The following is a 26150-nucleotide window of genomic DNA, read 5'->3' on the forward strand; positions in this document are numbered from 1 at the left end:
ATGAGCGGCTTATAAGGTGCCGCTCCCCAAAGTGTCAAGCGCAAGATGCGCAAAAAATTCGCTTTCCGCATCATGGCAAAAAGCGAATGGTTTCAGGCGGCAACCGGTTTTTCGAGAAGCGCCTTGAGCGACGCCTCGGCATCCACTGAGCGTTCCGACCGTTCGATGAAACCGCCGCCGTAAACGCGGGCATCGGCCCCCGGCGCGGAATAAAGCACGCAGGCCTGTCCAGGAGCGACACCGGCCTCCCCGGTCATCAGATCGACATAGATGCCGTTTTCGTCCGCATGCAGCACCGCTTCCGTCGGCGGGCGGGTGGAGCGCACCTTGGCGAAACAGGCAAAGCCCTGCCCGGCGTCGACGGCCAGTTCGCCGTCACCCAGCCAGTTCATGTCACGCAGATAGACCCGGCGGGTTTCCAGCGCCTCACGCGGGCCAACGATGACCCGGCGGCCGCGCGCATCGAGATGCACGACATAAAGCGGCTCCCCCGTCGCGACACCGATACCACGGCGCTGGCCGATCGTATAATGCACGATACCATCGTGGCGGCCGAGCACACGGCCGTCGAGATGAACGATATCGCCCGCCAATGCCGCGTTCGGCTTCAGCTTGTTGATGATATCGGTATATTTGCCCTGCGGCACGAAACAGATGTCCTGGCTGTCGGCCTTCTTGGCGACGACAAGCCCCATCTCTTCCGCCAGCGCCCGTGTTTCGGCCTTGGAGAGGCCGCCGAGCGGAAAGCGCAGATAATCGATCTGCTCCTGCGTGGTTGCAAACAGGAACCAGCTCTGGTCACGGTCGCTGTCGATCGGCCGATAGAGCGCACGCCGCCCCGGCTGGCCGGCAACGGGATTGGGGCGCGATCGGATGTAATGACCGGTCGCCAGCGCATCGGCGCCCAGTTCCTGCGCGGTGGCGAGCAGATCGGCGAATTTTACCGTCTGGTTGCAGGCCACGCAGGGGATCGGCGTTTCGCCCATCGCATAGGCTTCGGCAAAGGGGTTGATGACGGTTTCGCGGAACCGCGCTTCGTAATCCAGAACGTAGTGGGGAATGCCGAGCGTTTCGCAGACCCGGCGCGCATCGTCGATATCCTGCCCGGCGCAACAGGAGCCGGCGCGGTGCACAGCGGCACCGTGGTCGTAAAGCTGGAGAGTTATGCCGAGGACATCATAGCCCTCACGCTTGAGGATACCGGCCACCACAGAAGAATCGACGCCACCGGACATGGCGACAACGATCCGGGTATCTTCCGGCCTCTTGTCAAAATCGAGCGTATTCACGTTTTTTCCCATCGTCAGTCATAACGGGGGTAAAGGCCCCGCCGCCTGTCGGTCATCCGTCGCGAGAAACCTGGCCATTCGTTGGCCGTCCTGTCTCATCATCCTGCGGATTTAAGGGCTGCATATAGAAAGGAATGGCCGCGCACGCAAGTACGGGGCGGAAAACCGCCCCGCAAAGCCGTCAGATTCGGGCTGTGACCCGGCCCTCAGGCGCCAGCCGTCTTCTGGCCGCTGCTGCCGAACCACTTGTCGCGCTCCCGCCACAGGGCTGGCAAGGCCAGCAATCCAATCGCCGTGACGGCGATCAGCGTCTTGTTGAGCTGCGACAGTTCTGCCGTGCGGCCGTCGAGATAATAGACGCCGTAGACGATCGCCACATGCCAGACATAGACCTGCAGCGAATGGCGGCCGAGCAATTGCAGGAACTTCAGCGACAGCACCCAGATGACGCCTTCGGCGATGGAACGCACGAGCGGACGGTGGTGCTTCGGACCGGCAATCACCAGCCAGGTCAAGCCGACGCCGACGGCGAGGAAGTTGATGAGATAGACCGGGCCGAAATCGGCGCGGATTTCCATGGTAGAGAATTTGCCCATCATGAAATCCGGCATCAGGCCCCAGGCAGTGGCGATGCGCAGCGGCATGAAGAACAGGCAGATGGCGAGCGCCGCTTTCGGCAACCATGTACGCTCAGGCGAGAAGATCGCCTTCCACGGAATGCGGTTCTGCGCCGTCATCGCGCCCATTACCAGCGCCGAATAGAATACCAGCTGCCAGCCGAGCAGGTTGAAGCTGACACGGATACCTTGCTCATCCGCCCCCTTGACGAGTTCGTTGAGCGGGGTCGTTACAATTTGCTGCAGGCCAAGCTGGCCTGCCATCCAGACCAGCAGGGAGCCGGCCATGACATAGGCCCACTTGCCATCCAGACAAAGCTTCACCAGAACCGGCGCAAAGATCATGTAGACGATATATTGCGGCAGAATATCCATGAAGGTCGGCTGGAAGAGGAATGTCGCAATCGCCGCGAGACGCAGCGGATCGTCGAACGACGTCATGCCAAGCCAGTTGTACCAGATATAAGGCGCATGCGGGATGACCATGCGGAAAAACAGCACGGCGATGACAAGGCCCATGGCATAACGATAAAGCTCCATCGCCCGGTTCCAGATCATCTGTTTGCCGGCGTCATAGCCATATTTCATCATCTTGCGCGCATAAACCATGCCGATCAGCAGGCCGGACAGGAACACGAAGCCCTGCGCGTCCTCGACAAAAGCAAACTGCCGGTGATTGATTTCCACCAGCCAAAAGCCGCCGGCAAACACCAGATGGTTGATCAGCATGAAGACGAGGAAGTAACCACGCATCCCGTCGATCAGGTCAAAGCGTTTCATCTCGATAGCTCTCCGTTCTCGCAGGGCCTGCATTGCCCGGCCATCCAGCCCGGCTTGGGAGGGGCCGGGTATGGATTGTCAACGCTGTTTCGCGCCTCAGGTTCCCTTTCCAAAGCGGTGTAGAACCGGCGCGAAAAGTCACATCGATGTGTGTGCCCTGTGGTTAGGACGCCGGGACTGAATGCCGGATGAATGAAAAAAGGCAATTGCGTGAAGCGGAAGAGCCATGCGCGGGTAACATGTCGCGACAAACAGGGCTAAAAACGTTGCATAGCAGGACGAAGCGGAGTTCACCGCCGATGGCCGCGTGAAATATCACCCGTTAGATTTATCAGTCGTTTTTTTGACCGCATCTTGTTGTCCCTTAGCCGAGCGAGCGTCGGCGTAACCATGTTTTCCGCGAGCGTGACGAGCAAAGGCCCGGCGGTAACGAGAACCGCCGGGCCTTTATTTGTTAAATAAGCTACGATTCGTCAGGCGGCCGCCTGAATAGCGGCGACCTGCCAGTTATCGTTTCCGGGGCGGCGGACGAAGGTCCACATTTCCACCGCCTCAGAAGGCTGGTGCTCGTCACCTTCGATCACCTTGCCGGAGGTACGGTCGCGCATCACGTCGATGGCGGAGTAGCGCATAGCCACCGTTGCATAATCCTGGCCCTCTTCGTGCCATGCTTCGGCAACATCGCCCTGTAGCAGCGTCACATCGCGCACGTCGTTTTTCACGCCGCTGGTCGCGTTGTCGCTCAGTTCTTCGGCGAGATACGACATGGCTTCCGGCGTCGTCAGCTTGCGCAATGTGCCATAATCTTCGGCGGCATAGGCGGCCTGCACGTCTTCCAGCATTTTCTGGAAAGTTTCGAGATCGCCTTGGGTAATGCCGATTTCATCGCCTTCCGACATGGCATTGGCATGAGGCGCGGGGGCATGAGGCGCAGGCTTTGCCGTTGCGGCATCGGCCACGCCGCCCGCAGCGCCGGCCAGCGCGCCGATCTTCGGAATCTTGAAGGAGGATGCGGCAGAACCCGGCTGCGAACCGCCATTATAGGAAGAACCGGAATGATCCCTACGCTGCGATCCACCGGCCGCACCGTAAGCGGGCTGGCCCTGACGGCGCGAGGCGAAGAAACGCATGGCGAGCATGACCAGAAGGCCGATCAGAGCCACCTGCAACAGCATACCGAAGAAACCGGCCATGCCGCCAAAACCGCCGCCCAGCAGCATTCCGAACAGACCGCCCATCAAGAGGCCGCCCATCAAACCACCCATCATGCCGCCGAACAGGCCGCGGCTCTGCTGCGGCGCCTGCGCGCCGGGACGGGCCGGCTGAGCAGCGCTCGGCGCTGCCTGATTGGTATTGGGAGTCATGCTGCGGTTTATCGGCGCGGTCTGGCCGGGTGCCGTGCTGGTCGAAGGCGGAGCGGAATAGGTCCGCGTGCCGCGGCTGCCGAAACCGCCGCTGGCGCGACGCGCTTCCGCCATATCAACCGCCACGAAAGACACCGCGATACCAAGCGCGACGACTGCGAACAAACCCTTGAAGCGCCGAAAGGCAGCAAACATCGTTATCTCCTGTTGGCCGCCCTCCCATGAGCGGCATGTCAGCAGGCGATATAGCAACTCATGATCATCATTTTTAGAGCAGTTGCCTTAAATTTTTCGTGATATACAACCAATGCGATAGTCACATATATTCTGCGACGAAACAGACACTGGATAAACGAAAAACCCGGCACAGGGTCTCCCCTGCGCCGGGCCTTATTGTCCCCTTGGGAGGAACGATATCAGTCGACGTTGAAGGTCAGCGGCTTGACCTGGCGGATCGCCGGGTTGGCGCGCAGCTTGTCGAGCACGGTTTCGGAAACCGGACCGTCGACATAAAGCAGCGCGATGGCGTCGCCGGCTTCCTTTTCACGGCCGAGCTGGAAGTTGGCGATGTTGACGCCAGCCTCGCCGAGCGTGGTACCCATGAAGCCGATCATGCCGGGAACGTCGGTATTGGTGATGTAGATCATGTGCGATCCGACATCCGCATCCATATTGATGTTCTTGATCTGGATGAAGCGCGGCTTGCCATCCGAGAAGACCGTGCCGGCAACCGAGCGGATCTGGTTTTCCGTCTTGACCGTCAGCTTGATATAGCCGTCATAAACGCCGGTCTTGTCGCGCTTGACCTCGGAAAGGATGATACCCTTTTCCTTGATCATCACCGGGGCCGAAACCATGTTCACATCCGCAACCTGGCTGCGGATCAGGCCGGCCAGCAGGGCACTGGTCAGTGCCTTGGTGTTCATGTTGGCGGTTGCGCCATCATAAAGGATTTCGATTTCCTTGGTGGCGCTTTCCTGCACCTGGCCGACAAAGGAGCCGAGAACATCCGCCAGACGGATGAAGGGCTTCAGGCGCGGCGCTTCCTCAGCCGTGATCGACGGCATGTTGATGGCGTTGGAAACCGCACCCTTGACCAGATAATCCGACATCTGCTCGGCAACCTGAAGGGCGACGTTTTCCTGCGCTTCCGTGGTGGAAGCACCGAGATGCGGCGTGCAGACGACATTCGGCAGGCCGAAAAGCGGGCTCTCGGTGGCGGGCTCGACTTCGAACACGTCAAAACCGGCGCCGGCGACATGGCCGGACTTGATGGCTTCGGCAAGGGCCGCTTCATCCACAAGACCGCCACGGGCGCAGTTGACGATACGCACGCCCTTTTTGGTCTTGGCGAGGTTTTCAGCGTTCAGGATGCCGCGCGTCTTGTCGGTCATCGGCACGTGCAGGGTGATGAAATCGGCCTGGGCCAGAAGTTCGTCCAGCTCAACCTTGGTCACACCCATTTCCTGCGCGCGTTCCGGCGACAGGAAGGGGTCATAGGCAAGAACATGCATCTTGAGGCCAAGTGCACGCGAGCAGACGATGGAGCCGATATTGCCGGCACCGATGACGCCGAGCGTCTTGCCGGTGATTTCGACACCCATGAATTTCGATTTTTCCCACTTTCCGGCCTGCGTGGAGCTGTCGGCTGCCGGAAGCTGGCGGGCAACTGCGAACATCAGCGCAATAGCATGTTCGGCAGTGGTGATGGAGTTGCCGAAGGGCGTGTTCATGACGATGATACCGCGGCGCGAGGCGGCTGGGATATCGACGTTATCGACGCCGATGCCGGCGCGGCCGATGACCTTGAGGTTGGTCGCGGCTTCGATCAGCTTTTCGGTCGCCTTCGTGGCCGAACGAATGGCAAGACCATCGTAATTGCCGATGATTTCAGCCAGCTTGTCCTTGTCCTTGCCGAGTTTCGGCTGGAAATCGACTTCGACGCCACGATCACGGAAAATCTGGACGGCGGTTTCCGACAATTCGTCGGATACAAGTACGCGAGGTGCCATGGTTCACGGGCTCCTTGAAAAGGGGGGTGGTTTTTGAGAACGGGAAATCGGCGGCCCTGCATCAACGCAGGGCCGGTATCGAAATCAGGCGGCAGCCTTGGAAAGTGTTGCCTTCTGCGTCTGGTAAGCCCAGGCGAGCCAGGGCATGACGGCTTCCATATCGGCCGTCTCGATGGTCGCGCCAGCCCAGATGCGCAGACCGGACGGGGCGTCGCGGTAAGCACCGATATCGAGGGCGACATTTTCCTTTTCGAGCAGGGCGACGACGCCCTTGGCGAAATCGGCCTGTGCGGCAGCATCCAATGCCTGCACCTCGGGATCGACGATCTTCAGGCAGACGGAGGTGTTGGAGCGGGTTTCCGGCTTGACGGCCAGATTGGCGATCCAGTTATTCTTCTCGATGAAGTCGTAGATAACCTTGGCATTGGCATCGGCACGGCCGATCAGCGCCTTGAGACCACCGAGGCTCTTCGCCCACAGCAGCGCGTCGATATAATCTTCAACGCAGAGCATGGACGGCGTGTTGATGGTTTCGCCGGTGAAGATGCCTTCGATCAGCTTGCCGCCGGAGACCATGCGGAAGATTTTCGGCAGCGGCCATGCGGGTGCGTAGCTCAAGAGACGCTCGACGGCACGGGGCGAAAGGATGATGACGCCATGGCCGCCCTCGCCGCCCAAAACCTTCTGCCAGGAGAAAGTGACGACGTCGAGTTTCGTAAAATCCATGTCCTGCGCGAAGGCTGCCGAAGTGGCGTCGCAGATGGTCAGACCCTTGCGGTCGGCGGGAATGAAATCGGCGTTGGGAACGCGAACGCCTGATGTCGTGCCGTTCCAGGTGAAGACGACGTCACGGTCGAAATCGACTTCGGCAAGGTTCGGCAGCAGGCCGTAATCGGCCTCCAATTTGCGGACGTCCTTCAGCTTCAGCTGCTTGACGACGTCAGTGACCCAGCCAGCGCCAAAGCTTTCCCAGGCGAGCATATCGACGCCGCGTTCACCGAGCAGCGACCATAGCGCCATTTCAACGGCGCCGGTGTCGGATGCGGGAACGATACCGATGCGATAATCGGCAGGAACGTTCAGAACTTCACGGGTGAGATCGATGGCCTGCTTCAGCTTGGCTTTGCCAACCTTGGCGCGATGCGAGCGACCGAGCGGCGCATCGGAGAGAGCATCTAGCGACCAACCGGGACGCTTCGAGCAGGGACCAGAGGAAAAATGCGTATTGCCCGGACGGACGTCCGGTTTCACGATATCTGTCATTTGACTACCCTTCCAGATAGGCGCTCCACGTTAGGGTGGAGTGTCCTGACGCCGTTGCTATTCCTGTCGCCCATCCCAGTCAAGCGGAATATGTCGCTACGCAGAAGAATCTTGGTCCATATGCGTCATGCGCCGCGTCAGGTGCCGGTAAAACAAAACCGCCCGCACCCGGAGGATGCGGACGGTCTGAAACTACCAGCAGGGCGTGACGTTTATTTATAAACGGCAGGCTGCAGCGGAATATCGGCGGGCGGCATGTATTGCGCGGTATCGCAGCCGTTGAAGACATAACGGCCGCCGACGCGCACTTCGTGCGAATAAAGGCCCTTGTCACGGCCCGGACCGCCGCCATTTTCATAAGCGAACATATCGCCCTTGTTGATGTGGCGGAAACGATAGCCGATATCGGCCTTCAGGTTACAGGTGACATCGATGGATGCGCCGGCCATCAGGGCGTAGGCGAAGCGCCATTTGCCCTTGCCGCCATGTTCGGTGGTCGGGTCGCAACCCAGGCCGTTGATGCTGCAGGATGTGTTGCGCAGCTTATCCCACTTGACGTAGGAGCCGCCGATACCGCCACCGACATAAGGCGTCACCCGCCCATAAGTGCCGAGATCGACATAGGCATTCGCCATCAGAGTATAGGCGCGAAGTGAGCTAAGGTCCTCTGAGACGCAGCGACCGGGAACGGAACCGCAGAAACCGCTCGTGGAGCCGCGAAAATCCGACTTACCCATATAGTCAAAGGTCACGTCGCTACGGAAATAGTTGTTGAACTGATAACCGACGCCGGCGCCAATGACATAGCTATCCTTGATCGTCGCGGTGTCAAAATCCGCGAGATAGCCGCCGGGGCCACCCTGATAATAATGCGCGCCGCGCAGCTTGTTGAAGGAATAACCGACGTCGCCGCGCAGGTACCAGCTACTCGCCTGGGTGACGGTCACTTCGGGTGCATCGACATAAGCAGGGGCAGGCTCGGCTTGATAGAGATCGGCAGCGATGGCGCTGGTACCGGTCAGCAGGACGGCCAGAAATCCGGCCAGGGCGTTTTTCATGACTTCCACTCCAGAAGAGACACATGCGGTTTCGGCGTCAGATGCCAGTGAATTCTTCAGTCATGAAGATTGTCGTAAAATGGTTAAGTCCCGATTAAAATGGAAACCTGTATTACAACAATCGTTACTGAAAATGGTAAACACACTGATACGGTTTGCGCTTTCTTAACCCTAAAACGCATAGGTTAAGGAAGTGCAAAAGCTATTGCGCTGATCCGGTTATGGATGAAAGCCTTACAAAATTCGGCATCTCTCTTTGCACGGAAGGCAGACGGCCCCCTGACAAAATGGCAGCGAAAAGCCGCTCAAGGCAGAAGAGATCGTGACAAAGCTCCGCCAGGTTGGCGTGCTGAATGCGCCGGACGGCACGATGACGGAAGCGAACCTTGGGACAGCCGGCGAGAACGCCGCCCCTATCTCTCGCTCCAACTCATCGTATAACGCGTACCCACCTTCCGGTCCGGGTGGGTGTGTGTCTGATCGACACGGGCGCCGATGTTCTGCGCCATCGCCATGATCAGTTTCGTGCCCAACCCTGTGCCCTTCGGCGATATGTGCGGGTTCGACCCTATCCCGTCATCTTCCACAACCAGAATGAATTGCCCATTCTCTTCAGAGAGATTGACCCGGACGGCGCCGGTTTGATCGGGGTAGGCATATTTGAGCGCGTTGGTCAGAAGTTCTGTGATGATGACGCCAAGCGCAACGGCATGGTCCGCATTCAAATCGACCTCACACAGCGACGTTTCAACAGTGATGGAGGAAGAGCCGGGCACGGCCTGAAACAGATCGCCGATGATCGAGGTCAGATAGGAATTGAGAGAGACCAGGCCCACATTCGCGGTGTTATAGAGGCTGCGGTGAACGCCGGCGATTGCCGAAATCCTGCTCTGCGTTTCCAGCAACGCGGTTTCTGCTTCCTGCGACTTCAGGGTATTTATTTGCAGTCGGATCATGGCGGAAACCAGTGAGAGACTGTTCGCGACACGATGGTTCATCTCTTTCACCATCATTTCCGCGTGCTCTTTGGCCTTCACCAGCAAGCGGTCGGCCTCCTCCTTCGTCTGGCGCAGGCGATGGTTTTCCAATGCCTGATTAATGGCTGTGAGCAGAAGCGGGAAGAAATCATCTCCGACATTCTTGATGACGTAGTCGGCGGCACCTGCCCTGAGCGCATCCATGGCGATCTGCGCCTCGTTGGACCCCGTCACATAAAGAATGGGAACACGCGCCGGTATCGTCTCGATAGCGGCGAGAAATTCCATGCCCGTCGCGGTTTGGAAATAATGGTCGAGAACGACGATATCGAACTGCCCGTTTTGAAAAAGCTCGAGTCCGGACGCCACGGAGGCGGCATGAACCACCTCCATTCCGTGGCGACCAAGAACGCGGCTCGAAAGCCGGGCCAGAGCCGGGTCGTCATCGACATATAAAACGCGCAGAGCCATCGTGCCTTCAAGGTATCTGAATTACGGAAAAGAACAGGCCAAGATTTTTGATGGCAGTCGCGAAGCCCTCATAATCGACCGGCTTGGTTATGTAAACATTCGCGCCCAGGTCATAGCATTTCTGAATTTCAGTCTCGTCATCGGTAGTTGTCAAAACCACGACGGGCAAACGACGAGTGTATTCGTTGCTTTTGATCTGCTCGAGAATGTTGATGCCCGACATGTCAGGGAGATTGAGGTCGAGCAGGACAAGAAGATAACGGTCTTTGCTGACAAGGCCATCTCGACTTTCGCCCAGTATATAGTCAAGCGCCTCAGCTCCGAGCGTAAACGGCACGATCTCGTTGTTCACGCCGGCCCGCCGCACGTTCTTTTCGATCAGCCGCGCATGGCCCTCGTCGTCTTCGATCATCACGATCGTCACTTCCTGACCGGTCGCTTTCATGTGTCGCCTTCCTTCGTCACTCGTCTGAGGTCACTCGGCAGCAGCAGGAAAAACGTGCTGCCCTCACCGAGTTTGGACTCAACTCTAATGTCACCTCCTAAATTTCTGATTAGCGAACGAACATGGGCAAGGCCAATACCCTCTCCCGGCTGGTCCTGATTGCCCGCCCGGCGAAAGAGTTCGAAAACCCTTTCGAGATCCTTTTCACCGATACCGCGCCCATTGTCGCCGACTTCGATACAGATCGCACCACGCCCGGCCGGATAGGCGCGCGCCGTCAGCCGCAGCGGACGACCAGGCATCTGGTATTTCACCGCATTGTCGAACAGATTTCCGAGAATCTGATCGAGGGATATGCGGTCGGTCACGATCGTCAGCTTCGGCGTGTCGACATCGATCTCGCCGCCGTTCGCCGTGATCTGGTGGCGTACCGTCTCGGAAAGTGACAAGAGCAATGTTTCTACGTCGACCTTCTCGGGCTGCAGCTTGCGCTGGCCGTCGCGGGATATTTTAAGGATCGCGTTGATCAGCTGATCCATTTTGCGGGTGGATGAGCGGATAAAGCCGATAGCCTCGGGAATATCCTCTTCCACCGCCAACCGCGCCTCGCGGACGACGTCGTCGGCCAGGGTTTTCCCATCCGCAAGGACATAAGCATTCACCGACTTCAGCGAGGTGTCGAACTCGGAGAGAAAGCCCATTATATTTACCAGCGGCGCCCGCAGGTCGTGTGTAACGATGTAGGCGAAGCGCTGGATTTCCTGATTGGCGCGGCGGAGATCGCGTGTCCTGCCTTCTACACGTTCCTCCAGATTCCGGTTAAGCTCGTCAACATCCTCCCGAGACCGGGTCAGAGCCTTGATATAGGTGAAGACAAGGAAGATCGAACCGCCGACGACAAGGAGAATTGCAAGCGCGCCGCCCACGGTTACCCATCGGAGTGTATTGGCGGCATCGAGCTGATCATTAACAATGACACGCAAACGATCGTCGACATTCGATTGCAGATTGGACAAGATGCCTCTGATCTCGCTCATTAAGCGCTTGCCGTCATTGTTGCGAACGATCTCAATTGCCTCCGTGATTCGACCCGTGCGCTGCAGCTCAATGGTTTCGCTTGTCTCCGCCAGCTTGGCTTCGATCGCCCGCCTCAAACCGGAAAGAGACTGCGCATATTGAGGCTGTTCCTTCAGCAGGTCGAAGAGTCTCGACTGGCGTTGCGGCAATGTACGCAGAGCCTCTTCATAAGGCGCTAGATATTCCGAGTTGTTGGCAAGCAGATATCCTCGTTGCCCGGTCTCAATGTCCTGCATCGCCGTCAGCACATCGAAAACCGCGGCACGAAAACGTCGGAGTTCCGCAGTCTCCTGTGAGTACCTGTTGTTCACCTGGACGAGCCATAAAGACACGGAGACCATGCCAATCAAAATCGCAACACCCACGGCCAGCATCAAAAGGCTTCGTTTGGCAAACGGTGAAAAACCAGTCACAGCAATACATTCCCGGTAGGCGCTAAATTAGCTGTGCAAGCTAGAGTATGACAACACCGGAGGCGACTGTTTTCTTTTTATCGATCCGTGGAACCAGCGCGGGGTTCAGGGGTTTTGCAATGTTGATTGAAAGCGGCCTGCGGGGCCGAAGTAATGAGAATACGGTGACAATGAGCTACGATTTCCAGGGAAAACAGATCCTCGTATTGGAAGATGACGCACTTCTCGCGATGGATATGGAAGATTTTCTCTCCGACCTCGGCGTCAATGTTGTCGGGCCGGTTTCCCATGTTGACGCCGCGCTCGAAAAAATAAACGTCACCGATCTCGACGGCGCGGTCATTGATCTCAATCTGAGGGGAGAATTGTCCTTCCCCGTCATCGAAGAGCTCAAGGCGGCGAACATTCCCTTCGTCATCTGCAGCGGATATGCGGAAGTACCCGGTGTCCGGGCTCAGCTGGACGGCCTGACAGTCGTTTCCAAGCCTTGCGATTTCGACAATCTCTCGCGTGTTCTGGCCAATGAGTTTTCACTGATCGACTAGGGCCGAGCCGATCGCGGCTTGGCGCCCCACCTTCATCTTTTCATCCGGCATCTTTTCATCCGGCGATTCAATCCAGGGGAAAGAGGACCTGATATTTCAGGCCGCCGCGATCGTAGCGAATTTCGCTTTCAGCCTGCAATTCGTATTGCGCGCCTTTTGTTATCAGGGTCGTTCCAAAGCCGGTTTCCTTCGGCGCGGAAACAGGCGGGCCTCCGCTTTCCTGCCACCTTAGGTCAACACGGTTGCGCCCATCTCCGTCACGCAACTTCTTCCAGAAAACCTCGACCTTTCCGTTTGCGCCGGACAGAGAACCGTATTTCTGCGCGTTCGTCGCCAGTTCATGCAGGATCATTCCCAGCGCCAAAGCTGATTTTGGCGACACATGCACGCCATCCGGACCGTCAAGTTCGACCCTGCTCGCAAAGACATTATGCGGCTCGATCGCGCGCTTCACGACGTCTCTGAGGTCAGTCTCGCCCCAATTACTCTGAAAAAGCAGGGCATGGCTCTCCGCCAGTGAACTCACGCGGGCCACAAGCCGTTCCTGATAATCCTCGATCGACGTGCTGCCTTTTGCCGTTCTGCGGATAATGGATATGACCATCGCCATGGTGTTCTTGACGCGATGGCTCAGCTCACGAACAAGAAGTTCCTTGTGCAACTCCGCCCGTTTCCGCTCCTGTTTTTCCCGCGCTTCCGCCAGCGCGCGCTCGACGGCGGACGGCAATCTCACCAGCCGCTGCTTCAGCACGTAATCCGTGGCGCCGCGCCGGAATGCGTCGATCGCAGCATCCTCGCCCAAAACTCCGGACACGAAGATAAACGGCGTATCGGGTCGGGTCTGCATGACGACGTCAAGCGCCGCCATGCCGTCGAAGTCCGGCAGGGAGAAATCCGCAAGAATGATATCAAACGGCTGTTTTTCCAAAGCCTCTATGAACGACGCCTTGCCGACCGCCCTGGTCACCAGCGGAGGTGGTGAAATACGCGAAAGCTGGTCCTCAATCAGTTCTGCATCGACCGAGCTGTCCTCAAGGAGAAGAAGCTTGCCTGCTTCCATTCGCCGCACCGCCTCATCCACCATTGCGACGTGCACCGGGTGGCGGCTCGTTCAGGAGAGCCCAGAAAACTCCGAGATCCTGTATAGCCTTAAAAAACTGTGTGAATTCCACGGGCTTGACGACAAAGGCGTTAACGCCGAGTTCGTAGCTCCGCACCAGGTCCTGCTCCTCTCGAGATGACGTCAGCATGACGACCGGAATGTGCCGCAGATGATCAGCGCCCTTTACCCTCTGCAAAACCTCAAGCCCGTCCACTTTCGGGAGTTTGAGATCGAGAAGGACGACAGCCGGATCGCCGGCAGGCCGGTTGTGATAGCTGCCAGTGACAGTGAGATAGTCGAGCGCCTCGGCGCCGTCGCGCGCCACCACCACCTCATTCGCCAGCTGGCATTTTTCGAGAGCGGTCAGCGTTAATTCCAGATCGCGCGGATTATCTTCCACCAGCAGAATAGGTCTGAGTTCAGGCAATGTCGTCCTCTTTAATCTTCACAATCGGCAATCGGAAGGAGAACGTGGCTCCCTCACCGACAGTTCCCTCAGCGCCGACCGAACCGTGATGGCGCTCGACAATTCGTCTCACCAACGCAAGTCCAATGCCCGTGCCCTCGAAATCCTCGACACGCTGAAGCCGCTGAAACACGCCGAAAAGCTTGCCGTAATAGGCCATATCGAAGCCGACACCATTGTCTTCGACGGAATAGGTGACGTCGTCTTCGCCTTCAACCGCTGAAATGCTGATGATCGAAATCGGCTCCCGGGAGGAATATTTGATGGCGTTTTCGATCAGATTGTACCAGACCTGCCGCAACAGGGTCGGATCTCCGAATATCACCGGCAGTTTTCCGATCCGCCATTCGATCTGGCGGTCAGCAACCGCCGGATCGAGAGAACGGCGGACTTCGCTCACCACCTTCTGCATATCGACCGGCTTCATGGCAATCTGCGTGCGGCCAAGCTGAGAAAAATTCAGAAGATCGTCCACCAGCCTGCCAGCGCCGAGCGCCGCCTCGGATATCATCTGAAGATAATGCAGGGATTTCTCGTCCAAGGCGTTGCTGCGCTCACGCAATAATTGCGCAAAACCGACGATATGGCGGAAAGGCGCGCGCAGGTCGTGCGAAACGGAATAGGAAAAAGCCTCCAGTTCCTTGTTGGTCCGTTGCAGTTCCCGCGTCAGATCCGCCATTTCCTCCGCCTTGCGCAGGACAATACCGATGATCGCGCTGCGCAGCTCCCTTGCGGCTGCAAGCTCGGGCTCCGACCACGCAGACGCCGTACCGCGCAATTGCTCCTTCCAGATTTCGAAGGACTTGCGCGGATGGATGCGTCCGCTTTCCTGCACCGTCTTGTGCGGATCGCCGCCCCATCGCACCGTCTTTATGACCTCCGGCCGAAACCAGATCAGCCAGCTTCCATACAGTTCCGAAACCCGCATCGCGATAATCCCGCTGGCGGCGGATGCATAGGCCGAAGCAGCAGGGTAATCACCTGCCAGATTGTCGGTCGCAAGAACATCGGTGACATCCTGCTCACCAAGCCACAGGACAAGCTCTTCAACCTGCTGCCGTGAAGGCGTCTTACCGACCAGTTCATATTTGTCGCCAAGAATAAGCGCAGCACCATCGGCTCCCACCTGTTTCAGCAGGTCTTCTCTTTCGTCGTCGCCTGCAATCAGACCGTCAACCCATTTTTCGGCAGTCGCCATCCGCTTCAGCAGACGCGCCTGAACGTGGCCAAGCTCCACGCGGCGGGATGCATCCTGAGAACTCTGCTCCATCGCTATCCGCATCGACAGCAGCTGCGCCGCAAAATCACAGGCTTCTCGCACGGCAAGGGACACCGCATGAGGTGTGGCGTGGTGGCAGGCGATCAGGCCCCACAGGGCGCCGTTAACGATGATCGACACCGACATGGAAGCGGCCGTGCCCATGTTGCGCATATACTCAAGATGAACCGGAGACACGCTGCGCAGCTGTGAAAAGCTCATATCGAGTACCGCCCCCGTTTCCGCATTCACCTGCGGTCTCACCGGGACGGGCCGATAATTGGCATCGGGGATCATTCGCAAACGGTTGATGGTATAGAGTTGCCGCGCCTGCGGCGGGATATCACCCGCCGGAAAACGTAGTCCAAGATAAGACGGCAAAGCCCCGCTACCGGCTTCCGCCACGACGTGGCCGCTCCAGTCCGGCCCGAAGTCGTAAATCAGGGTGCGATCATACTCACTGATTGCGGAGACCAGTTGCGCTGTTCGAAAAAGCGCATCTTCCAGCGACGGCGCGCTATTCAGATATTGCGCCAGACGGGTGAGTTCGCCCATCAGCCTTTCAGCCGATTCGCCCTCCCTCGTCTTTTCCACCTCAACGATAATCAGAGGGCCGGATCGATGCGCCGAAACATCGAGTTTCTTTTCGGCCCAGACATATCGGAAAATGCTCTCTTCACTGGAATACCAGGCGGACAATGCTGCGAGAAACGGCAACGCCACCTCGCTTGCAACGGCACCGATCGGCACTGCCCCGCCAATATAGTCAGCGAAATTGTCACTGGTCTGCACCACGGAAAATTCCCGCGCAGACAAGACGAGAAGAGCCCCATGCTCCTGAATAGCGCCGGGGATATGGATGGGCTCGGCGCCGCAACTATCCAGTTTCGGCGTAACTGAACTCATAACTTTCTCCAGCTGCTCCTTGTGCAAGAACGTTCGACCTGCTCAAAAGATGCGGCCAGCCTATTCATTATTGCGGGGATGTAAACGTTGGTTTCGGCAAACGTTTCGAGAGCGGTTTTTGAAACGCGCCCATGCCGATTGCGGGGCGCTGACACTAAACCGCCTTCAAGAGGTAGTGCCCCACCCCCCACACGTCACCACCATCATGCCCGAAAAGCCCCGCGGTGGCCAAGAAGAACAATCGCCACCGCCTTTCCCAAAGCCGCGCATCGGCGCCATAGGTTTGTTGCAGAATGGGTCGGATGCGATCAATTTTTCTGTCGAAGTTTTCGAGCCAATCGAGAGCTGTCCGACGATAGTGCGACCCTGACCAGCGCCACTCCCGCTCGACGGTGAAAAGCTGGTTGAAACGATGGGGAAGGTCAAAGGCCGGCATGATGCCGCCGGTGAAGAAATGCCGGGCGATCCAGTCGGCAGGATTGTTATGGTCGAAACGATAGGATCGGTCGCGGTGGTTAAACACATGCATGAAAAACCTGCCGTCCGGCTTCAGCCACGCGTGAACACGCTCAAACAACACGCGCCAATTCGACATGTGCTCGAACATTTCCACCGATACGATACGGTCGAAGCGATCGTTCGTCGTGAAATCATTCATATCGGCCGTTATTACAGAGAGGTTTGAAAACCCAGATTCTCGCGCACGACCGATTATATATTCGCGCTGCGACACGGAATTCGAGACTGACGTGATACGCGCATTGGGAAAACGGCCGGCCATATAAAGTGACAACGAACCCCATCCGCAGCCAAGTTCCAGAATATCCATGCCGTCTTCAAGGTCGGCATGGGCCGAGGTCTTGGCCAAAGCAACATTTTCAGCTTCATCCAGCGTCGCCGTTGAATCATCATAATAACAGCAGGAATATTTGCGATGCTCTCCCAGAACGAGCGCGAAAAATGCCGCTGGCACTTCATAATGCTGTTTGTTCGCGTCGTCGGTATGGCTGGCGACGGGAAATTTCACCATATCCGCCGCGAAAACCTCTTCCGCATCGGCTGGGATGGCGGCAAGCCGCCGCTTCGTCCGTCCGCAGAGCATATCTATTCCGGCAAGCGTCACGCTATCGCTAAGCGGCGTGCGCTCGGCGGCGTTGATGGCGAGTGCGAGCATGTTCATGGCCTGTCCTCGTTCTTGCGCGGCCCCGGGAAAAAGGCGTTGACGCGTTGTTGAAGGGCGCGGAATTTTTCCCCGCGCGATTGCAGCATATGGTCTTCAAGCGGCGGAATGCCGGAGACATGGACAAGCAGCCAGTACATCATCGCCGGTGCGGCGAGCGACGCCCATGACAAGGCCGGCCCCTGAATGGCCAGCAGCGGAAAACTGCACCAGAAAAGCCATTCGAAAAAATAATTGGGATGGCGGGAATAACGCCACAGGCCGGTTTCGCAGACACTGTTTTTTGCCGCTGCGGTCTTTCTGAATTTCGAGAGCTGGGCGTCGGAGAGCGCTTCGCCTGCCAGCGCGCCAAGGGCAAGCACCATGGCGATCACGTCAACGATACGCGGAAAACCATGGGTGTTGCTTGCGGCGAGATAGACCGCGAGAACGAGCACAAAAGCAGCGATTGCCTGTATTTGCAGGAAGATGAAGAGCCGCAGGGCGGCAGCGCTCCCCCATTGCTCCATAAGCTTTGCATAACGGGGATCTTCCCCGCCTCCTCGCGTGCGCATGCCGATATGGCCGGCAAGCCGCAGGGACCAGACAACGACCAGGAAAAGTGTAGCGCCGCGCCGCCAGCCGTCTCCGCCGGCGAAAACAACAGCGAAAATTCCGCCAAGCCCGACGCTCGCCGCCCACACCGTGTCGATCCAGCCGCTTGAACCGGTTGCTCTCTGCAACGCCCAGGCGCCTGCCATCAGAAGCGACATAAGAATGGCCAGCGCCAGGACAACAGAAAATATCACCACTTTGCTCGCCCTTGTGAACAGTTTGAGGTCGGGTTTCGTGATGGGAAATACGGCCGAACCGGCAAAAGAGTTTCAGGCGTCGAACAAAATTTCAGAAAATCAATGCGCCGGTGAAACTGATCGGGCGCCCTCCTCGTACATGTCGCAGACCCAAAGACTGGATTGGCAATGCGATAGCGAGGAAAAATGGTCGACACCGAAGCGAAAAAACAACAAAGCCGGCGCCGCATCGCCGTGGTTGGAACGGGAATTTCCGGTTTGTCGGCGGCCTGGCTTTTGTCGCAACGGCACGATGTAACTGTTTTCGAAGCTGCTGATCGCATCGGCGGCCACACCAATACGGTGACGTTCAGGACGGACCACGGACAAGTCCATGTCGACACCGGATTCATTGTCTACAACGAGCAGACCTATCCCAATCTCACCGCTCTTTTTCGAACACTGGACGTGGCCACGGCGGCTTCGAACATGTCTTTCGCTGTTTCTCTGGATGATGGCGGTTTCGAATATTCCGGCGGAACCGGCCTTGGCCTGCTGGCCCAGAAGTCCAATATCCTGAGGCCACGTTTCTGGGCGATGCTTGCGGACCTTTTGCGCTTTTACCGCAACGCCCCACGCGACCTGCATGTGATGGGCGATCTGTCTCTCGATGAATATCTCTCCCGCAACCGGTATGGTTCAGCGTTTCGCGACGATCATCTTTATCCCATGGCTGCGGCCATCTGGTCCACGCCGGCCATGGAGGTCGGCCGTTATCCGGCGGCGCATTTCATCAAATTCTGCCGCAATCACGGCCTGCTGTTGCTGCGCAATCGGCCGGTCTGGCGCACCGTCGTCGGTGGCTCGCGCGAATATGTGAAACGCATCACGGCGCCTTTTGCGGATCGAATTCGCCTCTCGACACCGGTGAAGCGCATCCACCGCCTGCCGGACGGCGTCGAAATCACTACTGCGGACGGCGAAGCCGTGCGCTTCGATGAGGTGGTGATCGCAACCCATGCGGATCAGGCGCTCGACATCCTTGCCGACGCAACACGCGCCGAACGGCGCATTCTCGGCGCTTTTACCTATACCCAAAACCGCGCCGTGCTTCACACCGACAGCAGCTTCATGCCGCGCCGCCGCGCTGCCTGGTCAAGCTGGAACTATGTGGCGGACACGTGCATTAAAACGGGCCAGCCGAGCATTACCTACTGGATGAACAGGCTTCAGCCGCTGGGCGAAATCCCGGACGTTTTCGTAACGCTGAACCCGGCGCGGGAACCGGATCAAGGAAAAATTATCGCCGAGGAAACCTATCACCATCCGGTTTTTGACGCTGGCACCGAACAGATGCGTCAGGAGCTATGGGCCTTGCAAGGCCTGCGAAACACCTGGTTCTGCGGCGCTTATTTCGGATCCGGTTTCCACGAGGACGGCCTCCAGGCCGGCCTCGCCGTCGCCGAAGATCTTGGCGGCGTATCCCGCCCATGGAAGGTTGCCGATGACAATGGCCGGATCATTCGCCTGAATTTGGCGACAGTTGCGGCAGGCACGGAAGTGATGGAGGTGATGGCATGACGTCTCCCCTCAACTCGGCGCTTTTTCCCGGCCATGTAACGCATGCGCGTTTCAAGCCGAAAACCCATAAACTCGCCTACCGGATTTATTCGCTGCTCCTCGACCTCGATGAGTTGAATGTGCTCGACCGAAAATTGCGGTTTTTCTCCGTAGACCGGTTCAACCTTTTCTCATTCCACAGCAGGGACCGCGGCAGCCGCAGCGCCATCGGGCTGCGCCAGCAGATCGAAACAGCCATGACGGCGGCAGGCATGCCGGTGGACGGAGGACCTATACGTCTGCTCACCATGCCGCGTGTGCTCGGCTGGGCCTTCAACCCACTCAGTGTCTTCTTCTGTTACGGGCGCGACTTGTCGCTCAAAGCTATCCTCTGGGAAGTGGACAACACGTTTGGCGAGAGACACGCATACCTGATCCCCGTGGAAGCCGGCAAATCGACCGAGATCGTCCAGCGATGCCAAAAGGCCTTTTATGTCTCGCCTTTCATGGACATGGATCTCCGTTATGTTTTCCGCGTCACCCCACCCGGCGACAGGCTGAAAATCGTCATCGAGACTTTCGACGATGACGGCCTGGTCCTGACCGCCCGCCATCTGGCCCGACGTGTCGAGTTGACGGACAGCGCACTTGTGAAAGCTTTCTTCGCCATCCCCCTCCTGACGCTCAAGGTCATTCTGGGCATTCATTGGGAGGCGCTGAAAATTTGGCTGAAGGGTGTGCGTTTCAGAAAACGTCCGCTGCCGCCTGCCAGTCCAGTCTCCTTCCTTCATCCTTCATCGTCGCAAACCGAGGCCAAAATTCATGACCCCGTTTGACAATCTCACGGAATCATCGGTGAAAAATACGCGTCTTGACCGCCGCATCAGCCCTGGCATGTGGCTCATCAGCCGGCTGTTGAGCAATATCGACCGAGGAAGATTACATGTTATTCTTCCCGGCGGCGGTTTCATTGAAAAATCCGGCGCAACAAATGGCAGCGAGGCGACCATTGTCCTGCATAGCTGGCGCGCGCTCCGGCGAATGCTGCTGAACGGCGACATCGGCTTTGCCGAGGGGTTCATCGAAGGCGACTGGACAACACCGGATCTGACGGCGCTTATTCGCTTCGCGGCCCAAAATCGCGAGGCGTTCACAAGGTCGATGCGCGGCAGCCTGCCCATGCGCCTTCTCCACCGCACTGCGCACAGGTTGAATGCCAATACCAGACGGGGCAGCCGCCGTAATATCGAAGCACATTATGATCTCGGCAACGAGTTCTACCGGCAATGGCTCGATCCTTCGATGCTGTATTCATCGGCGATCTTCGATGACACGGCGTCTACGCTCGAGGCCGCCCAACTGAAAAAACTGGAACGCATTGTCGATAAACTGCAATTGAGTGGCGGCGAAAACATATTGGAGATCGGCTGCGGCTGGGGCGCACTCGCCATTCACCTTGCCACCCAGGCCAAAGCCAACGTCACCGGCATCACCCTTTCCCCCTCCCAGTTGAAATGGGCAAAAAATGCAGCGGAAAAAGCCGACAGCACGGACCGCATCGATCTGAGACTGCAGGATTATCGTGACCTGAATGGCCAATTCGACAGGATTGTCTCCGTCGAAATGTTCGAAGCAGTCGGCGAAGCCTATTGGCCAAGCTATTTCGAAACGCTGAAAAGATGCCTGAAACCCGGCGGCCGCGCTGTGCTGCAAATCATTTCGATTGAAGAAAGCCGCTTCGATACATATCGGCGTAAGGCGGATTTCATCCAGAAATACATCTTTCCCGGCGGTTTTTTGCCCTCGAATGACGCGCTCGAAAAGGCGGTCGGCAAGGCCGGCCTGAAGCTCACGGATAAGGAGCTTTTTGGCCAGTCCTATGCGCTCACGCTCGCCGAATGGCGTCAGCGTTTTCATGCGCGGTGGCAGACGATATCCCTGCTCGGTTTCGATGACCGCTTCCGGCGGCTTTGGGATTATTACCTTTGCTATTGCGAGGCAGGTTTTGCCGAGGGGACCATAAACGTCGGATTCTACACCATCGAACACGGATAAGGCGGGACCAAACTACGGAGTGAGACAATGATGATCAATGGATTGACAGCTGCTTCCGTCCTGTGGCCACTGCTGGTTGCATCCAGCGCCATGGCGGCCGATATCGACGGCAACTGGGCGCGCGGAGACGGCAAGGCGAAAGTAATGATCGCGCCCTGCGGCGAAAATATCTGCGCCACAAATACCTGGATCAAGCCGGGAACCCCGAAAGAAAAAACCGGGGACCAGTTGATCATGGACATAAAGCAGACAGAGGCGGGCAGCTATTCCGGCACCGCTTTCGACCCCCAGCGTGACAAGTCCTACAGTATAACAGTGACAGTGAACGGCAACGGCATGACCACGAAAGGCTGTATCGTCGCCGGTCTGCTGTGCAAGGGCATAAACTGGACAAGGATCGACTAGCCACATCTCCACATTGCTTTGCCCTCGCATCTTCGCTTCCGCATCAATGTCCTGCAAAGGAAAACACCGATGAAGACCTATTTCGCGGCATACCTTGTTACCCTCGTCGCCTTTCTGGTGATCGATTTCATCTGGTTGAGTACGATGGCGTCGCGCCTTTACCGCCCGGCTATCGGCGATCTTCTGGCGGACAATTTCAGGCTTGCTCCAGCGGTCGTCTTTTACCTCATCTATGCCGCCGGCCTGACCTTTCTTGCGGTTCGCCCGGCCTTTCAGACGGGGGAATGGACGACCGCGCTGCTTTATGGCGCGGTGGTCGGCTTCATGGCCTACGCCACTTACGACCTGACCAATCAGGCGACGTTGAAAAGCTGGTCCACGACCTTGACCGTCGCCGATCTTTTATGGGGAACCTTCGTCTCCGCAGCGGCGGCCACAATCGGCTATCTCATAACGGCGCGGCTCGTCGGCCCACTGGAAAATCCGGCGGGCCTGTGATGACGACATCCTCTCTTACCGGCAGCTTCGTTCCGATACCCCTGCAGCGTATCCGTTGCCGGGTTCCCGGCATACATCTCTTGTCTTCCTGCGAAAGACGGCTCTATAAGGGAGACGCAGCAAGGAAGGTTCGAATGCAGGCCACAGAGATCGCAAGCCTTATCAACCGCGTCGGCATGGGTGATCGTTCAGCATTCGTCTCGCTTTACCAGGCGACCAGTCCGAAGCTCTTCGCAATCTGCCTGAAAATCCTGCGGGACAGGACGGAAGCCGAAGAGGCTCTGCAGGAAATCTATATCAAGGTCTGGCAGCGGGCCCGAACATTCGCCGCCAGTGCCGGAAAACCCACCACATGGCTTGCCGCCATTGCCCGCAACCATGCCATCGACACGATCCGGGCGCGCAAGCCCATAACCGATGACATCGAGGAAGCCTACGATCTTGCCGACGAGAGCGTCCGCGATCCTGAGCAGCAGATCGTTCTCGCCGATGAAGGCCGCAGGATCGAAGACTGCATGCGCGAACTTGAGACCGTACACGCGCAGGCGGTTCGCCGGGCCTATGTCGAGGGCTTGAGTTATCTCGAACTCGCCGAGGAATTGCGCGTGCCGCTCAACACGGTCAGAACCTGGCTACGACGCAGTCTCCTCAAACTCAGAGAGTGCATGCAGCGATGACGACGGGCGAACAGAGCGGCGGCAAGCATTCGCGCGACGATATCCTCGCCGGTGAATATGTTCTGGGCGTCCTGCCGCTTGAAAAGCGTCGGGAACTGGAACGACGCATGCAGGACGACGCGGCCTTCGCACAGCTGGTACAGCGTTGGGAAGCGGAATTTTCCGACTTCAATGCCGATTACGAGGAGCACGTACCGAGCGCCACTGTTCTTGAGCGTATCGAACAACGACTGTTCGGAAGCAAGGCCGTCAATACCAATGGCAGCCTGTGGAATTCCGCATCCTTGTGGCGCTGGATTTCGGTTGCCACCAGCGCAACCGCCGTTGCCGCCGTCGTTTACGCCGCCTTCCCCGAAAAGCGGCAGGGCACCGCACCGCTGGTGGCCGAACTTGCAACGACGGACAGCCAGGTCAATCTCCTTGCCTCCTACGACGCGGAATCCGGACGGATGCGGATTGTGCCTGTTGCAACCGGCAAGACCGACGAAAAATCACTGGAATTGTGGCTGGTGATGGACGGCGGCAAGACCCGCTCGCTCGGCGTTTTCCAGCCCGGAACGAATGGCGACCTCATCATCCCCGCCGACATGCGCAACAGCATCACCGAAGGCACAACCTTCGCCATCAGCGTCGAACCTTTCGGCGGCTCGCCGACTGGTCAGGCAACCGGCCCTGTTATCGCTGTCGGCACTGCGCGATGGGGATGAAGGTTTAGCGCTTCCCGATTTCGAGGCGAGTCCCGATGAACGCGTCACGATAGGAGATGGGTTGTAACGGTCAGTCTCCGAAACCGACGATGCCCTTGATTTCGGTGAACGACATGCTGGATGCACAACGGGTGTATTTGGGCAAAAAATGCTGTGTTGCGGCCGGGTTTCCGCAGCTTTCCGCGCCAGAAACCGGCAATTGTGGACGAGGACGGGATTGCGGCCGCATCAGCCGACACCACCAACTCCGATGCACCCTATCCGACGAGCATTGTCCGGCGAAATGGTCTTGTCCTTATGCGCCAGCCGCATCACTATCGGCATCTCGTCAAATGGCATGAGTGAGAGACCGATAAGATGTCCACATTCACATTCGCAACCGTCCCGCAGATAATCGCAGGCCCCGGTAGTATCTCAAGACTTTCGGAGCTGAAGACCGGGCTTGGGTCGCGTATTCTGGTAATTTCCGACGATGGCGTCGTCAGGGCTGGGCTTGTTCAGCCCGCCCTTGCAAGTCTTTCGGAGGGCGGGGCCGAAACATCGATCTTCACCGGCGTTGTCGCTGATCCTCCGGAAGCCGTCATCCACGACGCTGTGGCGCGTGCAATCGAATTCGGGGCCACCGGCATACTGGGCATCGGCGGCGGCTCATCGCTCGATGTCGCGAAACTCGTGGCGCTGTTGGCAAGGAGCGGTGAAGCGCTCTGCGATATCTACGGGGTCGGCAAGGTGACCGGTGAACGCCTGCCATTGGTGCTGGCGCCGACGACGGCAGGCACCGGATCGGAAGTCACACCGATTTCCATCGTTACCACGGATGCACACCAGAAAAAGGGCGTCGTGTCGCCAACCCTGCTGCCGGATGCGGCCATCCTGGACGCAAGTCTGACAGTCGGCCTTCCTCCGTCGGTAACGGCGGCGACGGGAATTGATGCGATGGTCCACGCCATCGAGGCTTTCACCTCCGCAAGCGCGAACAACAATCCTGTTTCCCGCACACTTGCCAAAGAGGCGCTCCGGCTACTTGGAGCAAATATCGAGGCCGCCGTAAAGAACGGGACCGACATGGTTGCCAGACAGGCCATGCTGCTTGGTGCGATGTTGGCCGGTCAGGCCTTTGCCAACTCGCCGGTGGCGGCCGTTCATGCTCTCGCCTACCCGATTGGCGGTCTCTATCATGTTCCACACGGGCTCTCCAACAGCCTGGTCCTGCCGCATGTGTTGCATTTCAACGCAACGGTGTGCGGCGATGCCTATGCGGAACTGGCGCCATGTCTTTTTCCTCAGCTGGAGCCTGCCGACAGGTCAGGACGACTTGCCGGCTTCCTGGAAGGGCTGGCCTTGCTTCCCGTGCGCCTGAACCTGCCGGTGCGACTGAGAGATGTTGGAATACCAAAAGACGGGCTTGCCTTGCTGGCGGAAAATGCGATGGAACAGACACGCCTGCTGGTTAACAATCCACGCACGGTGTTGCTGTCCGATGCCGCCAGAATCTACGAAGATGCTTGGTAGGCAAGGGTCAGCGCCTCCATATCTCCACTTCGACATGTCGGCGCAAAAGTTCTGATATTCTTCCCGACTGTTACCTTTATCAAAGTCGACTGCTCCGATACGGTTGTGGCGGGGATATTCGGAGCCGAAAAGTCCGGGTTCAGAACTGGGAACAACATTGTGCGCTTGGCCCATTGCTCATGTCGTCAGCTAACTGTCGTGACAAATGGAGAACCCCGCAAGGTATCCGTTTGTCACTGTCGTGCGTGCCAGCATCGCACCGGCTCAGCGTTCGGCGTCGCAGTGTTTTATGAAGCCGATCAAGTCACTGCGTCGGGAGAGTACAAAACCTACATGCGGCCCGGAGATAGCGGAAAGAACCTGGAGTTCCGCTTCTGCCCCGCCTGCGGATCCACGGTTTATTGGTTACCGGAATTTCGGCCCAGGCTCGTCGCCATCGCCTTGGGCTGTTTTGAAGATTCAAGCGCCATGGAACCAACGCAGAGCGTTTATGAGGAGACCCGCCATGCCTGGGTGTCTCTATCTATTCGAGATTCTGGAGAAAAATGAAGCTGCAAGGCTCAGCCATGGGCTTTCAGGTCCCCTGATCCGGCTCCGGTGAAACAGACAAATTTTAAAGAGGCTATAAAACCGTGTTGACTCGGCCTAGCTTTTAGACTTTTTTGTAAAGCGGTTTAGTAAATCGCTTTACAAGCCAAACAGAGGTCGAAAAGACCCGGTAGAGTGGAACAGAAAGCGGGAGT

24 protein-coding genes are annotated in these 26150 nt (G+C 57.7%); 10 read left to right on the top strand and 14 right to left on the bottom strand.

From position 1 onward, the window contains the following. Positions 1–92: 92 nt before the first annotated feature. The 9 genes from mnmA to O9X91_RS15300 form a co-directional block, all read right to left on the bottom strand. Positions 93–1289: a tRNA 2-thiouridine(34) synthase MnmA gene (gene mnmA, locus O9X91_RS15260; protein ID WP_077985344.1), complete on the bottom strand. Its 1197-nt coding sequence runs from the start codon at positions 1287–1289 to the stop codon at positions 93–95. Positions 1290–1495: 206 nt separating this feature from the next. Then, complete coding sequence (locus O9X91_RS15265) at positions 1496–2686, bottom strand: OpgC family protein (protein ID WP_077985247.1); 1191 nt, start codon at positions 2684–2686, stop codon at positions 1496–1498. Positions 2687–3159: 473 nt separating this feature from the next. Beyond that, positions 3160–4245 (bottom strand): Tim44 domain-containing protein, encoded by a 1086-nt coding sequence (locus tag O9X91_RS15270; RefSeq protein WP_269834323.1) that lies wholly within the window; start codon positions 4243–4245, stop codon positions 3160–3162. Between the two features lie 221 nt (positions 4246–4466). After that, positions 4467–6062, bottom strand: coding sequence for a phosphoglycerate dehydrogenase (gene serA, locus O9X91_RS15275; protein ID WP_046799887.1), 1596 nt, complete (start codon positions 6060–6062; stop codon positions 4467–4469). Between the two features lie 84 nt (positions 6063–6146). Further along, positions 6147–7325, bottom strand: a complete 1179-nt coding sequence (locus O9X91_RS15280) for a phosphoserine transaminase (protein WP_142914088.1) — start codon at positions 7323–7325, stop codon at positions 6147–6149. A gap of 212 nt (positions 7326–7537) precedes the next feature. Then, positions 7538–8383: an outer membrane protein gene (locus O9X91_RS15285; RefSeq protein ID WP_269834068.1), complete on the bottom strand. Its 846-nt coding sequence runs from the start codon at positions 8381–8383 to the stop codon at positions 7538–7540. Positions 8384–8796: 413 nt separating this feature from the next. Beyond that, a complete protein-coding gene (locus O9X91_RS15290; protein ID WP_142914090.1) occupies positions 8797–9831 on the bottom strand; it encodes a sensor histidine kinase in 1035 nt (344 codons plus the stop codon). Between the two features lie 7 nt (positions 9832–9838). Further along, the gene (locus tag O9X91_RS15295) at positions 9839–10276 is read right to left on the bottom strand and encodes a response regulator (RefSeq protein ID WP_077985250.1); all 438 of its coding nucleotides are present in this window, start codon (positions 10274–10276) and stop codon (positions 9839–9841) included. Beyond that, complete coding sequence (locus O9X91_RS15300) at positions 10273–11727, bottom strand: sensor histidine kinase (RefSeq protein WP_077985251.1); 1455 nt, start codon at positions 11725–11727, stop codon at positions 10273–10275. The genes O9X91_RS15295 and O9X91_RS15300 overlap by 4 nt, the downstream gene beginning before the upstream one ends. Before the next feature lie 209 nt (positions 11728–11936). Between O9X91_RS15300 and O9X91_RS15305 the strand changes: the two genes are divergently transcribed. Then, positions 11937–12311 (top strand): response regulator, encoded by a 375-nt coding sequence (locus tag O9X91_RS15305; RefSeq protein WP_077985252.1) that lies wholly within the window; start codon positions 11937–11939, stop codon positions 12309–12311. A 67-nt stretch (positions 12312–12378) separates the two neighbouring features. On the opposite strand, the gene O9X91_RS15310 is transcribed toward O9X91_RS15305, so the two are convergent. The 5 genes from O9X91_RS15310 to O9X91_RS15330 all read right to left on the bottom strand — a co-directional run bounded on the left by O9X91_RS15310 (position 12379) and on the right by O9X91_RS15330 (position 18008). Next, positions 12379–13371, bottom strand: coding sequence for a sensor histidine kinase (locus O9X91_RS15310; RefSeq protein ID WP_077985253.1), 993 nt, complete (start codon positions 13369–13371; stop codon positions 12379–12381). 13 nt (positions 13372–13384) lie between these two features. Then, a complete protein-coding gene (locus O9X91_RS15315; RefSeq protein WP_077985254.1) occupies positions 13385–13840 on the bottom strand; it encodes a response regulator in 456 nt (151 codons plus the stop codon). Then, a complete protein-coding gene (locus O9X91_RS15320) occupies positions 13833–16043 on the bottom strand; it encodes a sensor histidine kinase (RefSeq protein WP_142914091.1) in 2211 nt (736 codons plus the stop codon). Before O9X91_RS15320 ends, O9X91_RS15315 begins: the two co-directional genes overlap by 8 nt. Before the next feature lie 154 nt (positions 16044–16197). Further along, positions 16198–17223: an SAM-dependent methyltransferase gene (locus tag O9X91_RS15325; protein ID WP_142914092.1), complete on the bottom strand. Its 1026-nt coding sequence runs from the start codon at positions 17221–17223 to the stop codon at positions 16198–16200. Next, positions 17220–18008, bottom strand: a complete 789-nt coding sequence (locus O9X91_RS15330) for a DUF1295 domain-containing protein (RefSeq protein WP_142914123.1) — start codon at positions 18006–18008, stop codon at positions 17220–17222. The genes O9X91_RS15325 and O9X91_RS15330 overlap by 4 nt, the downstream gene beginning before the upstream one ends. Positions 18009–18200: 192 nt before the next feature. Here O9X91_RS15330 and O9X91_RS15335 point away from each other — a divergent pair, with 192 nt between their 5' ends. From O9X91_RS15335 to O9X91_RS15375, 9 genes are all read left to right on the top strand, one after another. Next, a complete protein-coding gene (locus tag O9X91_RS15335; protein WP_269823792.1) occupies positions 18201–19574 on the top strand; it encodes an NAD(P)/FAD-dependent oxidoreductase in 1374 nt (457 codons plus the stop codon). Further along, on the top strand, positions 19571–20389 hold the full coding sequence (locus O9X91_RS15340) for a DUF1365 domain-containing protein (RefSeq protein WP_269823793.1): 819 nt from the start codon (positions 19571–19573) through the stop codon (positions 20387–20389). Before O9X91_RS15335 ends, O9X91_RS15340 begins: the two co-directional genes overlap by 4 nt. Next, positions 20376–21608 (top strand): SAM-dependent methyltransferase, encoded by a 1233-nt coding sequence (locus tag O9X91_RS15345; RefSeq protein WP_269823794.1) that lies wholly within the window; start codon positions 20376–20378, stop codon positions 21606–21608. Before O9X91_RS15340 ends, O9X91_RS15345 begins: the two co-directional genes overlap by 14 nt. Positions 21609–21635: 27 nt before the next feature. Further along, a complete protein-coding gene (locus O9X91_RS15350; RefSeq protein WP_142914094.1) occupies positions 21636–22013 on the top strand; it encodes a DUF2147 domain-containing protein in 378 nt (125 codons plus the stop codon). Between the two features lie 69 nt (positions 22014–22082). Next, complete coding sequence (locus O9X91_RS15355; RefSeq protein WP_137411416.1) at positions 22083–22511, top strand: DUF2177 family protein; 429 nt, start codon at positions 22083–22085, stop codon at positions 22509–22511. A 134-nt stretch (positions 22512–22645) separates the two neighbouring features. After that, on the top strand, positions 22646–23188 hold the full coding sequence (locus O9X91_RS15360; RefSeq protein WP_269823795.1) for a sigma-70 family RNA polymerase sigma factor: 543 nt from the start codon (positions 22646–22648) through the stop codon (positions 23186–23188). Beyond that, positions 23185–23895, top strand: a complete 711-nt coding sequence (locus O9X91_RS15365; protein WP_269823796.1) for an anti-sigma factor — start codon at positions 23185–23187, stop codon at positions 23893–23895. The genes O9X91_RS15360 and O9X91_RS15365 overlap by 4 nt, the downstream gene beginning before the upstream one ends. A gap of 357 nt (positions 23896–24252) precedes the next feature. Beyond that, positions 24253–25407: an iron-containing alcohol dehydrogenase gene (locus tag O9X91_RS15370; RefSeq protein WP_077985263.1), complete on the top strand. Its 1155-nt coding sequence runs from the start codon at positions 24253–24255 to the stop codon at positions 25405–25407. A gap of 156 nt (positions 25408–25563) precedes the next feature. Beyond that, a complete protein-coding gene (locus tag O9X91_RS15375) occupies positions 25564–25956 on the top strand; it encodes a GFA family protein (protein ID WP_077985350.1) in 393 nt (130 codons plus the stop codon). The last annotated feature ends 194 nt before the right edge of the window (positions 25957–26150 follow it).

Origin of the sequence: Agrobacterium salinitolerans (assembly GCF_027498475.1) — a bacterium.
GTDB classification, from domain to species: Bacteria; Pseudomonadota; Alphaproteobacteria; order Rhizobiales; family Rhizobiaceae; genus Agrobacterium; species Agrobacterium salinitolerans.